Source organism: Phenylobacterium sp. (genome assembly GCF_016793225.1).
Taxonomy (GTDB): domain Bacteria; phylum Pseudomonadota; class Alphaproteobacteria; order Caulobacterales; family Caulobacteraceae; genus Phenylobacterium.
Window position 1 is genome coordinate 1 of sequence record NZ_JAEUMN010000087.1, and the last position, 13793, is coordinate 13793.

Annotated in this window: 14 protein-coding genes and 1 tRNA gene; 5 read left to right on the forward strand and 10 right to left on the reverse strand. The window is 71.6% G+C overall.

The window, feature by feature from the left end; all coding sequences use genetic code 11:
• Positions 1-115 precede the first annotated feature (115 nt).
• The 5 genes from JNK30_RS10455 to JNK30_RS10475 form a co-directional block, all read right to left on the reverse strand.
• Positions 116-1330 carry an aminotransferase class I/II-fold pyridoxal phosphate-dependent enzyme gene (locus JNK30_RS10455; protein WP_293482176.1) on the reverse strand — a complete coding sequence of 405 codons (1215 nt, stop codon included), beginning with the start codon at positions 1328-1330 and terminating at the stop codon, positions 116-118.
• 2 nt (positions 1331-1332) lie between these two features.
• On the reverse strand, positions 1333-1587 hold the full coding sequence (locus JNK30_RS10460) for an acyl carrier protein (protein WP_293482249.1): 255 nt from the start codon (positions 1585-1587) through the stop codon (positions 1333-1335).
• 107 nt (positions 1588-1694) lie between these two features.
• The gene (locus tag JNK30_RS10465) at positions 1695-2627 is read right to left on the reverse strand and encodes an NAD(P)-dependent oxidoreductase (protein WP_293482177.1); all 933 of its coding nucleotides are present in this window, start codon (positions 2625-2627) and stop codon (positions 1695-1697) included.
• A 91-nt stretch (positions 2628-2718) separates the two neighbouring features.
• The gene (locus JNK30_RS10470; protein WP_293482178.1) at positions 2719-4452 is read right to left on the reverse strand and encodes a fatty acyl-AMP ligase; all 1734 of its coding nucleotides are present in this window, start codon (positions 4450-4452) and stop codon (positions 2719-2721) included.
• Positions 4449-5822: a lipopolysaccharide biosynthesis protein gene (locus JNK30_RS10475; RefSeq protein WP_293482179.1), complete on the reverse strand. Its 1374-nt coding sequence runs from the start codon at positions 5820-5822 to the stop codon at positions 4449-4451. Before JNK30_RS10475 ends, JNK30_RS10470 begins: the two co-directional genes overlap by 4 nt.
• A gap of 230 nt (positions 5823-6052) precedes the next feature.
• On the opposite strand from JNK30_RS10475, the gene JNK30_RS10480 reads away from it, so the two are divergent.
• Positions 6053-6655: a DedA family protein gene (locus JNK30_RS10480; RefSeq protein ID WP_293482180.1), complete on the forward strand. Its 603-nt coding sequence runs from the start codon at positions 6053-6055 to the stop codon at positions 6653-6655.
• 131 nt (positions 6656-6786) lie between these two features.
• The gene (locus tag JNK30_RS10485) at positions 6787-8376 is read left to right on the forward strand and encodes a caspase family protein (RefSeq protein ID WP_293482181.1); all 1590 of its coding nucleotides are present in this window, start codon (positions 6787-6789) and stop codon (positions 8374-8376) included.
• A 69-nt stretch (positions 8377-8445) separates the two neighbouring features.
• On the opposite strand, the gene JNK30_RS10490 is transcribed toward JNK30_RS10485, so the two are convergent.
• The 3 genes from JNK30_RS10490 to JNK30_RS10500 all read right to left on the reverse strand — a co-directional run bounded on the left by JNK30_RS10490 (position 8446) and on the right by JNK30_RS10500 (position 10535).
• Positions 8446-9165 carry a PEPxxWA-CTERM sorting domain-containing protein gene (locus JNK30_RS10490; RefSeq protein WP_293482182.1) on the reverse strand — a complete coding sequence of 240 codons (720 nt, stop codon included), beginning with the start codon at positions 9163-9165 and terminating at the stop codon, positions 8446-8448.
• A 103-nt stretch (positions 9166-9268) separates the two neighbouring features.
• Positions 9269-9712: a hypothetical protein gene (locus JNK30_RS10495; protein WP_293482183.1), complete on the reverse strand. Its 444-nt coding sequence runs from the start codon at positions 9710-9712 to the stop codon at positions 9269-9271.
• Between the two features lie 91 nt (positions 9713-9803).
• Positions 9804-10535, reverse strand: coding sequence for a helix-turn-helix transcriptional regulator (locus tag JNK30_RS10500; RefSeq protein WP_293482184.1), 732 nt, complete (start codon positions 10533-10535; stop codon positions 9804-9806).
• 183 nt (positions 10536-10718) lie between these two features.
• Here JNK30_RS10500 and JNK30_RS10505 point away from each other — a divergent pair, with 183 nt between their 5' ends.
• The 3 genes from JNK30_RS10505 (at position 10719) to JNK30_RS10515 (ending at position 11948) form a co-directional block, all read left to right on the forward strand.
• Positions 10719-11336, forward strand: a complete 618-nt coding sequence (locus tag JNK30_RS10505) for a PEPxxWA-CTERM sorting domain-containing protein (RefSeq protein ID WP_293482185.1) — start codon at positions 10719-10721, stop codon at positions 11334-11336.
• A 163-nt stretch (positions 11337-11499) separates the two neighbouring features.
• Positions 11500-11575 (forward strand) — tRNA-Lys (locus tag JNK30_RS10510).
• 58 nt (positions 11576-11633) lie between these two features.
• Complete coding sequence (locus JNK30_RS10515; RefSeq protein ID WP_293482186.1) at positions 11634-11948, forward strand: Hpt domain-containing protein; 315 nt, start codon at positions 11634-11636, stop codon at positions 11946-11948.
• Between the two features lie 198 nt (positions 11949-12146).
• Here JNK30_RS10515 and JNK30_RS10520 read toward each other — a convergent pair whose 3' ends face one another.
• Both JNK30_RS10520 and gcvA read right to left on the reverse strand, forming a co-directional pair.
• Positions 12147-12770: a hypothetical protein gene (locus tag JNK30_RS10520; RefSeq protein ID WP_293482187.1), complete on the reverse strand. Its 624-nt coding sequence runs from the start codon at positions 12768-12770 to the stop codon at positions 12147-12149.
• Positions 12771-12804: 34 nt separating this feature from the next.
• Positions 12805-13764: a transcriptional regulator GcvA gene (gcvA, locus tag JNK30_RS10525; RefSeq protein ID WP_293482188.1), complete on the reverse strand. Its 960-nt coding sequence runs from the start codon at positions 13762-13764 to the stop codon at positions 12805-12807.
• Between the last annotated feature and the right edge of the window lie 29 nt (positions 13765-13793).

Sequence of the window (13793 nt, forward strand, 5' to 3'; positions counted from 1 at the left end):
CGCCATCGGCTTGCATCGCCGCTGCGATCTCTCGGATCACCTTACGGGAAGCCGAGCGCCGGAGCCGCCCTCTCCCGACCTCTCCCTCTCCGCTTCGCGGGGGGAGAGGAGAGTTCTACGCCGAGGCGCGACGCGGACGCTGCAGCAGGCCGTACTCGAGGCCCAGGCGCTCGAAGATATCCAGCACCGCGTCGATCTGCTCGGCGGTGTGGGCCGCGCTGACGCTGGAGCGCAGCAGCGACTTGTTCTCGGGCGTGGCCGGCGGGATCGCCAGGTTCAGGTAGACGCCGTTCTGGAGCAGGGCGTTCCACATGGTGACCGCCATGGCCTGGTCCGGCATCACCACCGCGGTGATCGGGCTGGCGTGCGGTCCAACCGCGAAGCCCATGTCGCGCAGGCCGTCGTAGAGGCGGTCGGCGTTGGCGGCCAGGCGGACGCGCAGGCTGGAATCTTCTTCCAGGCGCTTCAGGGCCGTCAGGGTCGAGGCGATCACGGCCGGCGGCAGCGAGGCGGTGAACATGTACGGCCGGCTGACGATGCGCAGCAGGTCGAAGTTGTCCTCGTTCGAGACCAGGAAGCCGCCGACGGCGCCCAGGCTCTTGGAGAAGGTGCCGACGATGAAGTCGACGTCGTCCTCGACGCCGGCGGCCTCGGCCAGGCCGCGGCCCTTCTCGCCCAGGACGCCCATGGAGTGGGCTTCGTCCACCAGCAGGTAGGCGCCCATTTCCTTCTTGACCGCGACCATCTCCTTGAGCGGCGCGACGTCGCCGATCATCGAGTAGATGCCCTCGACCACGATCAGGCTGCCCTTGGCGGCGTCGCCCATGCGGCGCAGACGCTTGGCCAGGTCTTCGGGATCGTTGTGGCGGAAGCGGATGACCTCGGCGCCCGACAGCTTGGCCGCGTCATAGATCGAGGCGTGGCTGTCGGCGTCCAGGATCAGGTGATCGCCGCGGCCCACGAGGCCGGAGATGCCGCCCAGGTTGGCTTGGTAGCCGGTGGTGAACACCATGGCGTGCTTGCGGCCGTAGAACTTGGCGAGCGCCGTCTCCAGCGCCGTGTGGCCGGCGAAGGTGCCGTTGGCGAACCGCGAGCCCGTGGTGCCGGTGCCCCACTGCTTCACCGCCTCGGCCGACGCCTCGATGCAGGCGGGGTCGAACGTCAGGCCCAGGTAGTTGTTCGTCCCGAGCAGGATGACCTTCCGGCCGTCGAGCAGGCCTTCGGTCGGCGAGAGCACGGCGTCGAATCGAACGGCCGAGGGATCGGCGCCGGCCGCGCGGATGCCGTCGAGGGGGGCGCGGTAGCCCAGGTGCTTGTCGAGGAGCCCCATCGTTAAGCCTTCACCCGCAGCTTGTTGATCAGATCGGAGAGATCGCCAACCGTCTGCACCGTCGCCAGACGATCAAGGGGAATCGAGAGGTCGAAACGATCCTCAAGCTCCATGACGATGTTCATCAGCGCAAGCGAATCTACGGCGAGGTCGCGGGCGATGTCCGTGTCATGGGTGACCTGAACGCTACGGCCCAGGACCGTCTCGGCGGCTCGCGCCACCTCGCGGACGGTCAGATCCGTCGTCAGTTCCGCCATTCGGAGGCCCCCCACGGCCTGTTCGATCAGTTCACGCCAGTCGCGCACATAGCCTTGTCCGACCGCGATTTCCACAACCCGTGCGCCGACCGGTCACAAAACCGCATCTAATGTTTCATCCATGCCGCACTGCGGTACCAGGCCACGGTGTCGGCGAACCCGGCCTCCAGATCGTACCGCGCCGCCGAAAGTCCTTTCGTACGCTCGTCCTCGGCGACCGCCCAGTTCGGATGCAGGAGTTCGCGCGCCTTGGCGGAGGTGAGCATCGGCGAGGCGCCCAGCAGCGCTGTGAAATCATTTGTGATTCCGATCGCGCGCACGATCGTCCCCGGGACGGGCGCGAGCCGCGGCGTACGGCCGCAGGCCCTCGCCGCCGCCGCCATCAGCTCGGACCAGCCGTAGCCCGCGGGTCGATCGTCGCAGAGCGCCGTCAGCAGGCCGGCGGGCTGCGCTGCAGCAAGGTCGGCCACCTGGCGCGCGGCGTCCTCGACGTGGATCATCGACACGCGCGCCCGCTCCGACAGCACCGGCAGCACCGGCGAGACCGCCGCACCCTGGAACACTGGCAGCAGTTCGCGGTCCCCGGGCCCATAGATGGCGCACGGCCGCGCCACCGTCAGCCGGGGGCCCAGAACCACCCGCATCGCCTCCTCGCCGGCCCGCTTGCTGGCGGCGTAGTGCGAAAGCTGCGGCTCGCGCGCCGTCAGGCTCGAGACCAGGACCACGTGGGGGACCTCGCGCGCCGCGAGCGCCACGCGGTGCGCCCCCTGGGCGTTGATCGCGTCGAAGGCGGCCCGGTTCGGCGCCTTCACCAGACCCGCGGCATGGATCAGCACGTCCGCCCCCGCCGCCAGCCGCGCCAGGGCGGCCTCGTCCGTCAGGCTGCCGGGCACGACCTCGGGCTCGCAGTCGCGCCAGAGGGGGTCGATGGGGTCACGCCGCGCCAGGATCCGCACGCGCCAGCCGTCGGCCGCCAGCACCCGGACAAGCTGACGCCCGAGGAACCCGGTGGCTCCGGTCACCGCGGCGAGGCCCCTCATGCCGCGCCCCGGGGGCCGTCCTCTGCGCGAAGCGCGCCAGGGGCCCGCTGTCCGCCGCTGGCGGAACCGGGACGACAGCTCGAGGGCGTCCTCAGGCCGGCACCTCCTGCTTGAAGGCCCCCGCCAGGAACAGCGCCCGCGCCTTCGAGCGCGACAGCTTGCCGGACGAGGTCTGGGGCAGGGCGTTGTGGCCCACCAGCTCCACCTGCGCCTCCACGCCGTGACGGGCGCGCAGCAGGGCCGCCACGTCGTCCACCAGCGCGCGCCGCACCTCGGGATCCGAGGTCCGCGCCTGCACGAGCACGACCAGCTGCTCGCCCGCGTCGCGATCGATGGAGAAGGCCGCCACGTCGCCGCTCTTCAGCTTCTCGACCTCGGATTCCGCCGTCCATTCCAGGTCTTGCGGCCAGACATTGCGGCCGTTCAGCAGGATCAGGTCCTTGGCCCGGCCGGTCGGCACGATCTCGCCGTCCACCAGGTAGCCCAGGTCGCCCGTATCCAGCCAGCCGTCGGCGGACAGCACCGCCTCGGTCGCCGCCCTGTCGCCGAAGTACTCGCGCATCAGCGACGGCCCGCGGACGAAGATGCGGCCCACCTGCCGCTCGGGCAGGGCGGTTCCGGCCTCGTCGCGCACCTCCAGTTCGTGACCGGGGAAGATCCCCCCGCAGCGTACGAAGCCCCGCGCCCGGGCGCCGGTCCCCTTCACGACCGCCCCGTCACGCTCCATGCGCGTCACGTCCACGGAATCGAAGACCAGGCCACGGTCGAGCGGCGCCATGGTCAGCGCCAGGGTCGCCTCGGCCATGCCGTAGCTCGCCACGAAGGCCTCCGCGCGGAAGCCGGCGGCGGCGAACCGCTCGGCGAACGCGGTGAGCGGGCCCGGCCGCACCATGTCGCCGCCGCAGCCGGCCACCCGCCACTGGTCCAGCTTGAGGCCCTCACGCGACCCGTCGCCGCGCTTGGCGCACAGCTCGTAGCCGAACGAAGGGCTGTAGCTGATCGTGCCGCCGTTCTTCGACATCAGGTCCAGCCACAGCAGCGGCCGGCGCACGAACGCACCCGTCGGCATCAGGTCGATGGACATCTGCCCCGAGAGCGGCATCAGCAGGAAGCCCACCAGTCCCATGTCGTGGTAGAGCGGCAGCCACGAGATCGCCCGGTCCGCGGGGGTCACCTTCAGGCCGCTGCTCGTGGCGGCGAAGGCGTTGGCCATCAGCGCCCGGTGCGTGCAGAGCACGCCGGTCGGATTGCGCGTGCTGCCCGACGAGAACTGCACGTAGCAGGGGTCGTCCGGCTGCGGGGGCTCCAGCGCCACGGGGGCGGCTTCCGGCAGGTCGCCCACGCGCCCCACCAGCCTCACGTCCGCCGCCTTGGCCGCCTCGGCCAGCCACGGCTGCAGCGTCTCGGGCCCGAACACGGCGGCCGCCCGAGCCGATCCCAGCATCCGGGCGATCTGTTCCACATAGGCGTCGCGGCCGCCCAGGGGCGCCGGCAGCGGCAGCGGCGCCGGCGTCAGGCGCGCGTACTGGCAGGCGAAGAAGGCGACCACGAACTCGGCGTCCGTCTCGGCGACCAGCCCCACGCGGTCGTGGGTCTTCAGCCCGGCCGCCAGCAGCCGGGCGGCCATGGCCAGCGCTCTCGCGCGCAGCTCGGCGTACGGGATCGCCTCCGCCAGTTCGCCGCGCAGGCCGTACAGGTTCACGCCCGTCGGACCGCCCGCGGCGAAGTCCAGCGCCTCGGTCAGCGTGGCGAAGCCGTCCAGGCGGAACGGGCGGTCCGGCGCCGTTGGGGTGGGGCCAGGAAGCGTGGTGGGCGTCGCAGTCAAAGATCGCCTTTCGGACTCTCCGGGGGATCGGGCGCGCGCGCGTCGGCGGCCCGCCGATTCCCGTTCTCTCTGAGGATGAACCACAGCATGCCCAGGGCAAGGGCGCCGGCCGCGGCAGCCAGCCCGGCGCCCGCGCCTATAAGGCCGAACCGCGAAATGAGGAAGGGCAGGGCGGCCACAAAGGCGATCCCCACCGCCAGGCGCACCCAGACGGCCCGCCCAGGCTTGCCCAGCGAGATCAGCAGCGGTTCCAGGGGCAGGGCGCAGATCCCGATCACCGCCGCGGCCACCTGCCACGTCATGGCGTCGGCGGCCGGCGCGAACTCCTTGCCCAGCACCGCCGACAGGAGCGGCGGCCCGGCCACGGTGGTGACCAGCAGCAGCAGGGCGCCCACGCCGCCGGTCAGGAGGCCCACGTTGCGCGCCAGCCGCCACATGGCGTGCATGCGCTCGTCGGCCCGCAGCCGGGCCAGCTCGGGATAGAGCGCCGGGGTCAGGAGCTTCGCGGGCTTGGCCATGGCGTCGGCCACCTGCCGGCCCACGCGCCAGAACGCCGCCTGCGTCGGTCCCGCGATCGCGCCCACCATCAGCGTCGCCACGTGGGTGAACAGCACGTCCAGCCCGGCCGCCAGGTTGGTGTTCCAGGCGAAGCGCCAGATGCCCGGCATGCCGGCGGCCAGCGGTCCGCGCCACGAGAACCCCTCGGTCAGGCCCCGCCGCTTCAGCTCGGCGTACGCGGAGCCGGCGAGATAGCACCAGCTCCCCAGCGTCGCGACGAAATAGGCCAGCAGGAATCCCGGGAGCCCGCCGCCCAGCACCCAGGCCATGGCGCTCGCCACCAGCCGGATCAGGGCGATCAGCACCGCCTGGCGCGCCATCACGTCGAACCGGTCGAACAGCCGCAGCAGGCCCGTGGGCGTGGCCGAGACCGTGAAGACGGCCGTCAGCATGAACAGCGCCGCGATCGGAGCCTCGGCCTCCGACCATCCCAGCCGCCCCGCGAACAGGAACGAGCCCAAGACGCCTACGCTCACCGCCACGAGGGCGCTCACGATGTCCAGGGTCAGGCTGAAGCGCACCACGCGCTGGAAGTCGGCCTTGCGCCCCTCGGCCAGCGGACGCGAGCCGTAGTGCAATACCGTCTGCCATGACTGGAACTCGACCACGTCGGCGAGGAACGCCACGAAGGCCTGGATCAGGACCAGCACGCCCAGCGTCGGCGCGCCCAGCGCCCGGGCGGCGATCGCCATGGTGGCCAGCCCCAGCAGCGCGTTGATCGTGCGTCCGCCCAGCAGCCGTCCCGCGTTCGCCAGCACGCGCATCAGGATCGGCCGAACGCCGGCGATCTGTTCCGCCTGGGACGCCGTCATCCGGCCAGCCTACTCCGTTACGCGCCGCCCCCGAAACGCGACGCGCCCAGATACCCCCGACCGCCCCGGCGCGCCAAGCGTCGTAGCCGCGCAGGGGAAAGGGCCGCAGGTGCGCTGAGGATCGTCTCGCCGGCGCTTCCGCGCGGCCGAGTGGCCGGAAACACCTCGGGCGCCTTGTCCAGCGTGACCTTCAACCCACCTAGAACGGCTCAACCGCATCCGGGGTCGCGATGTTCGAATGGATTGTGGCGGCGGTGGCCGCAGGCGGCCTTGTGGCCGTGGCCTTCCTGATGTTCGCCGAGAACGTGGTCCCCCCCATCCCGTCGGAAGTCATCATGCCGCTGGCGGGCTTCGCGGCGGCGCAGGGCCACCTGAGCTTCGCCGGAGTCGTCTCGGCCGGGACCGTCGGCGCGGTCGCCGGGGCCAGCGCCTGGAAGGTCGTCGGACGACGGGTGCGCCGCGACAGGCTGCGCGGCTGGATCGGACGGAAAGGCCACCTGCTGACCCTCGAGCCCAAGGACTTCGACCGCGCCATGGGGCTTTTCGAACGCCATGGCGCCGTGGCCGTGTTCATCGGACGCCTGATTCCCACCGTGCGGACGTTCATCTCGGTCCCGGCGGGCATCGTCCGCATGCCGTGGCCGAGCTTCCTGCTCTGGACCTCGCTCGGGACCGCGCTGTGGACGCTGGGGCTGGCCTCGGCCGGATACGTGCTGGCGGCCGAGTACGACCGGGTGGAACGCTGGATGGATCCGGTGACCCAGGTCGTCATCGCCGCGGTGCTGTTCCTCTACGTCTACCGCGTCATCCGCCTGCGGCGGCAGCGGCGCTGAGCCGCACTTCCGCGCCATGCAGGCCGCGGCCCCTTGCCCTGCGCGCCCTGCTCCCGCTTATCATCGACCCCAAGGCGGCCGCCGCGCCGCCGCGCCCGTATGTGTGAGGGCAGAGTAGGGGCCGGACGACCATGCTGAAGACGCTCGCGCGCACCGTCGCCGCAGGCCTTGCCGCCGCGGCGCTCGCGACGCCGGCCCAGGCCGAGATCCGTGCGCTGATCGTGGCGGTCTCCACCTACACCGACCCCATTCCCTCGCTGGAGGGGCCGCCCAACGACGCCGCCGCGCTGACCCGCCTGCTGCAGGCCCAGGGCGCCACCGATATCGTCTCGATCAAGGACACCGACGCCACCCGGTCGAGCATCCGCGGCGCGCTGGAGGCGCTGGGCAAGCGCTCCAAGCCCGGCGACTGGGTGATCTTCTTCTACGCGGGCCATGGCGCCCAGGCGCGCTCGCGCGACCCCACCGAGGTCGACGGCATGGACGAGTTCATGGCCCTCTCCGGCTTCCGGGTGGCCAAGCCCGATCCAAACCAGTTCGTGCTCGACAACGATCTGCGCGGCTGGCTCATGAACTTCTTCCCGACCAGCGTGAACGTCTTGCAGATCGCCGACGCCTGCCACTCCGGCACGCTGAACCGCGCCGTCGTCGCGCCCACGCCGTTCAAGCGGCGCACGGCGCTGGACAATCCGATGGCGATCTCGCTGCCGCCCGGCCCGCCGGATCCCGCGGCCAAGGCGCCAAGCGCCGGCGATCCGCCGAACCTCGTCTACGTGGGCGCCGCCCAGGACGACCAGTTCGCCCTCGAGGGTCCGCTGCCCCGCGGCGACTCGCCCTCCCGCGGGCTGCTGACCTTCGCGCTGGAGAGCGCGCTGCAGGACCGGCGGCCCAACGGCCACCTGGCCGCCGACCTCGACGACGATGGCCGGCTCTCCCTGGCCGAACTGGCCGCGACGCTGGAGACCCGGACCCGCGAGCTGTCGTCCACCCAGCAGTGGGCTTCGGCCGCCGTGCCGGCTCGCAACGAGCGCAGCGTGATCTTCCAGCCGCTCAAGCCGCCGCCCGCCGACGAGATCCCGATCGAGGTGAAGCCCGCCGACGACCAGGCCGCCGAGCTGCTGAGCGGCCGCGGGCCATGGGCCTCGATCCCGCGGGGCGTGCCCGACCTGACCTGGAACGCCAAGGAGGGCTGGGTCACCGACAGCCGGGGGGACCGGGTCGCCGAGGGCCTGACCAGCGCGGAGCAGCTGACCGGCGTCATCCTCAAGCGCAAGGCGGTGAGCCAGCTTGCGGCCTCGGCGAACGAGCGGGTGGTGAAGGTGGCGGTCGGGCCGCGCCCGGCCGGGCAGCTCTACCGCGCCGGCGAGGCCGTCGACCTGGCCGTGACGCATCGCGGCGAGGCCGCCTGGCTGACCGCGTTCAACCTGGCCGGCGACGGCACGGTGCAGATGCTCTACCCCCTGGAGGGCGACGGCGACGGCCGCGTCGAGGCGGGCCAGTCCCGCGTCGTCCTGGCCCGCACCAAGGCGACGAAGCCCTTCGGCGTGGACAACGTCGTGGCCGTGGCCACGCCCGTGGAGCCGCGACTGCTGCGGGCGGCGCTCAAGCGGATGGACGGCAAGCGCGAGGCCATGGCCGCCGCCGGCGCCGTGCGCGACGAGCTGGATCAGGCGAGAGGCAAGGCCGCCGTGGGCCTGGGCGAACTCTACACCGGCCCCTAGGGGGTCGGAGCCGTCCCGATCACGATCCCGGTCCCGGCCTTCGCCGGGACGGTCGGAAGCTTCTGATATCTAGCCGGCCGGCGCCGTCCGACGCCGGCGCAGGGCGCTGCCGGCCGCGCCGAAGCCGAGGATCATGAGCGCCCAGGTCGTCGGCTCGGGCACGCCCCCCGTCACGACCTCGGACACCGAGTAGAAGTCCGGGCGCAGGAAGGCATAGGCCGAGTTGTTGCCGAAGATGCTGGACTCCTCGATCTGGAGGTAGCCCGAGAACGAGGCCGGTCCGCCCGTGAAGGCGTTGACCACCGGCGATTCGGCCACGGCCTGCGCCAGCACGCCCGCGGCCGCCGTCGCCCCGTCGAGGGTCAGCTGGTTGTTGACGGAGAAGAGCCCCGGGATCTCGAAGAAGGCGCTGACCGTGTGGAAGGCGTAGCCCGGCCCGAAGGCCCCGAAGGGCGAGACGCTGTGGGTCTGGACCTGGTTCGTGAAGCCCGAGCCGAGGTCGAAGGTCGTCCCGCCGATGGTGATCGTGGAGCCGATCAGCAATCCGTCGCCGATCTCCCCGTTCGCCGCCGGCGTGATCGTCGAGAAGGGCGCCTCGGTGTCGTAGGTGAAGGTCGCGACGAACGCGAGCCCGTCGAGGGCCGTGTCGCTGGTTCCGAAGACGCCGGTGGTATCGTAGCCGCCGTCGACGACCCCCCGGTAGGTGGCCACCCACGTGCTGGCCGCCGCCTGGCCGGCGATGGCGAGGACTCCCGCGGCCACGACCGCGCCGAATGCTGCGAACTTCATTCCCGCCCCCGCTCGTTCGGCGGCCGGAACGGACGCCGAATCCATGGTTAACGGGGCGGCGCCCCATGGCAAGGGCGTACCCCGCAGAGGCGAAGCTTGCGCGCTACGGTGAAGCCTGGGCGATCAGCGCCTCGAGGGCCGCCCGCGCCTGCTTCTGGCAGGCGCCCTGCTGCGCGGCGAGGATCTGGTCCACGGTCTGGAGTTCGGAGGCCGGCGGGCAGATGCCGCCGCGGCGGCCGCCGAACTGCCGGGAGGTCGGGGGCGGGGCGATGAGGGCGGCCAGCGCCTGGACCCGACCGCCGTCGTCGCTCCGCCGGCGGCTCGGCGCCGTCACGCCCGCGGCGGCGCCGCGCAGGGTGACGACCTCGCCCCCGCCGCTCATCAGGGTCAGCGTCTGTCCCGCGGGCAGGGCGACCCGCTGGCCCGCGTCCAGCGTGAGCCCGGGCTTCAGGCTCGCCTCGCTCGAGGCGACGACCACATAGTCGGCCGCCTGCGCCGCGCCGGCCGCGGCCAGGGCTAGGACAAGGGGCAGGATGGCGCGCGACATGATCCGTTCCTCCACGTTCCCGCTGACGCTGCATCCGGCTTCCCGGCGCTGCGGTCAAGGTTGCAGGCGTCCCGCGCGATTGCGGTGCGTCTCAGAGCAGGCGGGCGGCGGCGAGCCGGGCCACGGCCTGCGCCCGGTTCACGGCGCCCAGCTTCTTGCGGGCGTTGTCCACATGGAAGCGGGCGGTGGTTTCGGAAACCCCCAGGATCACCGAGATCTCCCAGTCGGACTTGCCCTCGGCCACCCAGGCCAGGGCGTCCCGCTCGCGCGCCGTCAGCCGCACGTCGTCGTCCTCGGACGGGAGCGGCGAGAACGTCATCAGCTTCTCGGTCAGCATCAGGCCGGCGAGCTGCACCGCCAGGGCGTCCTCGCCCGCGAGATCCGGATCCAGGAAGCCCAGGTGGAGCGAGGCGATGGTGCGGTGGCGGCCGTACGACGTCGCGCAGACTGCGTCGGCGATGCCCGCCTCGCCCATGGCCTCCCAGTAGGTCCCGTACCCCTTGTCCCCGCGCGGCGCGAAGTCGGAGAAGCGGTAGCGCGTCATCCCGCCACGAATCGCCTCGAGCAGCGGATTGTTCTCGAAGCAGACGTAGTCGAAGGCGGGCGTGCCGGCCCGCCACGTCTCGGGCGCGATCCGCGCGACGACGCCGCCGGCCGCGAAATGCGCCTCGGAGGTGAGGGGTGTGATGGGACGCCGGTAGAGCCGGGTCTGCAGGTAAGAGGCGCCCAGGCCGCGCACCGCGCCGAAGAAGCCGGCGCTGGCCGCCTCCGGCGTGTCGGCCGACAGCGCCGCCTCGGCGATGCTGAGCGCGCGTTTCAACATGGGACCGGTCGTGCCTCCCGGTTCGACTGTCCCGACCCTAGCAAGTTCCACGCCCGCGGGTAATCACGAGCGTCAACCCCTCGGTTTCGAGAGCTGTCCCAGGCCCGAACCTTGCCGCACGTTTGATCATCCGATGCGCGCTGGTGTGCGCACCGGGCGTTGAGCTTCGAGTGGGGTGCGATCATGAGACGAGTACTTGCAGGCTTGGCGCTGGCCGCCTGCTTTGGCGCGCCGGCGGCCCAGGCCGCAGTGACCTACACGTTCGCCGGTTCGATGACCTTGAGCCTCGTCAACCCCGAGGATCCCGAAGGGCCCTTTCTCGAAACGCCGGTGACGATGAGCTTCACGCTGACGCGTCCCGGCTTCATCACCGACGGGACGTTCACGCCCGACAGCTGCACCGACGACAACGCATTCTTCTCGTGCGGCGACATGGAGTTCAACACCTTCCCCAACGCCTTCAATGTCGGCGGCGACTTCATGTCCTTCGGCTATTCGTACAACGACGGCGTGGCCAACGCCTTCGGGGGCGGCGGCTTCTACTTCTTCGCCTCGGGCGCCTTCGGCGCGCCGGGCGTCTACACGACCGACGGCTGGCCGGTGAACGGGCCGCCTGTGGGCCAGAACGAGTTCGACTGCTGCTTCGGCAACGCCGGCTTTGCGACCCTGACCGTTTCCGGCTCGCCCGACGTGGGCGGCATCCCCGAGCCGGGGACGTGGGCGCTCATGATCCTCGGTTTCGGCGGGGCCGGCGCGATGCTGCGCCGGCGCCGTCACACGGTCACCTGCGCGGCGGCCTGACACGGCGGCCGCTTGGGGGACGGCGGCGGGCTGATCCGTGTCAACGGCCCGCCGCCGTCAGCTTCCCGAAGCTTTCTGGAAACGCGCCTTGCCATCGGCGCGATTTTGCGTATTTTCCGCGCCCTCGCCGCCGGGCCCCTTCGGGACCGTCCGGAGCCGGGACGGGTGTATAGCTCAGTTGGTAGAGCAGCTGACTCTTAATCAGCGGGTCCAAGGTTCGAATCCTTGTACACCCACCACCTGCGTCGGGCCTGGTGCCGCGCAGGCTCGGCGCCCGCAGGCGCTTCTGGTGATCACGTGAAACAGATCGTCGATTTCGACTACCTCGAAGGCTTCGCCGCCGGGGACGCTCAGGTCGTGACCGAAGTCCTGGCGCTGTTTCAGGGCCAGGCCGAGATCTGGCGCGGGAAGCTGGCCTCGCCCGACGCCGGCTGGCAGGACCTCGTCCACACCATCAAGGGCGCCTCGCGGGGAATCGGCGCCCACGCGCTGGGCGATCTCGCCGAACAGGCCGAGGCCGGCGACGCCGGGATGGCCCCCCAGGTCCGCGCCGCGCTCGACGAGACGGTGGCCGAGATCGAGGGCTATCTCTCCCGCATCGGCGGAGGCTAGCCCCTCAGCGCAACGCCGCCTGATCCGGTCCGGCGGTGCTCCCTTTCCACCCCTCGCTCTACGCCCTGCGGGCTCGGCGAGCGGTCCCCCTTTCCCATGCATGGGAAAGGAAAAGCCCCTTCCTTTCCCGCTCGCGGGAAAGGGGGACCGCCCGCCGAAGAGCGGGTGGTGGAAAGGGCAAGCGGCAGGTGCGATCGGCTACCCCGAGCCCGCCAGCACCGTCGCGGTGTAGATTTCCACCAGCAGGCTGAAGGGCCGTCCATCCGGCGTCTGCAGGAGCGCACGATGCTCCAGGACGTCGTCGGGGATCGAAACCGGATGGTCGAAAGCGCCCGCGTCACACGTCTCCCAGCCCGGGGGCAGGGGGCTGAACAGGCGGCGGGCCGAGAGCGTTCGCCTCTGGAACGCGAGAGGCCGGACCACGACCCCGAACGGGGTGTCCGTCGACTCGAGGCCGGCGTTCATATCCTCGGTCAGGCGGGCGGGCAGGTACCAGTTGTCGGCGCGCGAGAGCAGCGCCTCGCCGCAGACGAGATGCACACGGCGCCGCCGGATCGGCGCGTCGGCGGCCGCGCCGAGCTGGCGGCGGGCGGCGTTGGCCGCCGCCACGTCCTCGGGGGTCGGAAGCCGTCGCGCCTGCACCTTCGGCGCCCGCGGATCGCGCCGGTCGCACAGCGCCTGCAGCACCGAGGTCGCGCTGTCCTGGCTGAGCAGTTCGGCGTTCAGATGTTCGAGCTGCGCCTGCAGCCGCAATCGCCGCACATAGTTCGCGCCCGGAACCTGCGTCCCTTCGGACGCAGTCGCCGAAACAAGCAACGCCACGAGACCTCCTACTGAACTCAGTCCTGGCGTTTCCTCAGATCCCGGCGCCGTTGTCGATGGCCCGCAGCGCCTCTTCGTGCGCCTGCGCCTCCGCCTCGATCCAGCCGATGAAGGCCTTCACCTGCGGGAGCCGTCCCTTGGCCTTGGGGTGCACCAGATAGTACGCGAAGTCGACCGCCGTGGCGATCTGCAGAGGCGCCACCAGCCGGCCCGCGTCCAGGTCGGCCTTGGCGAGGGTGCGCTTGGCCAGGGCCACGCCGCGCCCGTTGGCCGCGGCCTCGATGACCAGGCTGGACTGGTTGAAGCGGGGGCCCCGGTGCCCGTCGATGCCGCGCAGGCCGCGCGCCGCCAGCCACATGGGCCAGTCCGGGCAGGAATCGTCGATCTCGGGCGAGCCGTCGTGCAGCAGCACGTGGTTGGCGAGGTCCTCGGGCGTATCGAGCGGGATCTCCCTGATCAGCTCCGGGCTCACCACCGGGATGACCGCCTCGCTGACCAGGCGGCGCACCTCCAGTCCCGGATAGCGCCCGCCGCCGTAGCGCAGCGCCAGGTCCACTTCGCCGGCGTTGAGGTCCACCAGGTCCATGCCGGCGTTCAGCCAGACGTCCACCTGCGGATGGGCGCGCTCGAAGGCGCCCAGGCGCGGCGCGAGCCACTTGGCGGCGAAGGACGGCGGGGCGGTGATCGTCAGCCTGCGGCCGTCCACGGCGGCGGTAAGCAGGGAGGCGGCTTCCGCCAGCCGGTCGAACGCCTCGCGCAGGGCGGGCAGGGCGGTCTGGGCCGCGTCCGTCAGCAGCAGCCCCTTCGGCGTGCGCTTGAAGAGCGCCGCGCCGACATAGTCCTCGAGGTTCTGGATCTGCTGGCTCACGGCGCCCGGCGTGACCGAGAGCTCGTCGGCCGCGCGGCTGAAGTTGAGGTGCCGGGCGGCCGCCTCGAACGCCCGCAGCGCGTTCAGCGGCGGCAGGCGTCGACGCTGTGTGTTCCGCTGATCCATCCCGTCGCCGCCTAGAATTCCTGAACGCC

Excerpts from the sequence above, each read along its gene's own strand:
- JNK30_RS10475 (WP_293482179.1), bottom strand. The coding sequence starts at position 5,822 with ATGACGGCGTCCCAGGCGGAACAGATCGCCGGCGTTCGGCCGATCCTG.
- JNK30_RS10480 (WP_293482180.1), top strand. The coding sequence starts at position 6,053 with ATGTTCGAATGGATTGTGGCGGCGGTGGCCGCAGGCGGCCTTGTGGCC.
- gcvA (WP_293482188.1), bottom strand. The coding sequence starts at position 13,764 with ATGGATCAGCGGAACACACAGCGTCGACGCCTGCCGCCGCTGAACGCG.
- JNK30_RS10500 (WP_293482184.1), bottom strand. The coding sequence starts at position 10,535 with ATGTTGAAACGCGCGCTCAGCATCGCCGAGGCGGCGCTGTCGGCCGAC.
- JNK30_RS10455 (WP_293482176.1), bottom strand. The coding sequence starts at position 1,330 with ATGGGGCTCCTCGACAAGCACCTGGGCTACCGCGCCCCCCTCGACGGC.
- JNK30_RS10465 (WP_293482177.1), bottom strand. The coding sequence starts at position 2,627 with ATGAGGGGCCTCGCCGCGGTGACCGGAGCCACCGGGTTCCTCGGGCGT.
- JNK30_RS10495 (WP_293482183.1), bottom strand. The coding sequence starts at position 9,712 with ATGTCGCGCGCCATCCTGCCCCTTGTCCTAGCCCTGGCCGCGGCCGGC.
- JNK30_RS10460 (WP_293482249.1), bottom strand. The coding sequence starts at position 1,587 with ATGGCGGAACTGACGACGGATCTGACCGTCCGCGAGGTGGCGCGAGCC.
- JNK30_RS10505 (WP_293482185.1), top strand. The coding sequence starts at position 10,719 with ATGAGACGAGTACTTGCAGGCTTGGCGCTGGCCGCCTGCTTTGGCGCG.
- JNK30_RS10485 (WP_293482181.1), top strand. The coding sequence starts at position 6,787 with ATGCTGAAGACGCTCGCGCGCACCGTCGCCGCAGGCCTTGCCGCCGCG.
- JNK30_RS10490 (WP_293482182.1), bottom strand. The coding sequence starts at position 9,165 with ATGAAGTTCGCAGCATTCGGCGCGGTCGTGGCCGCGGGAGTCCTCGCC.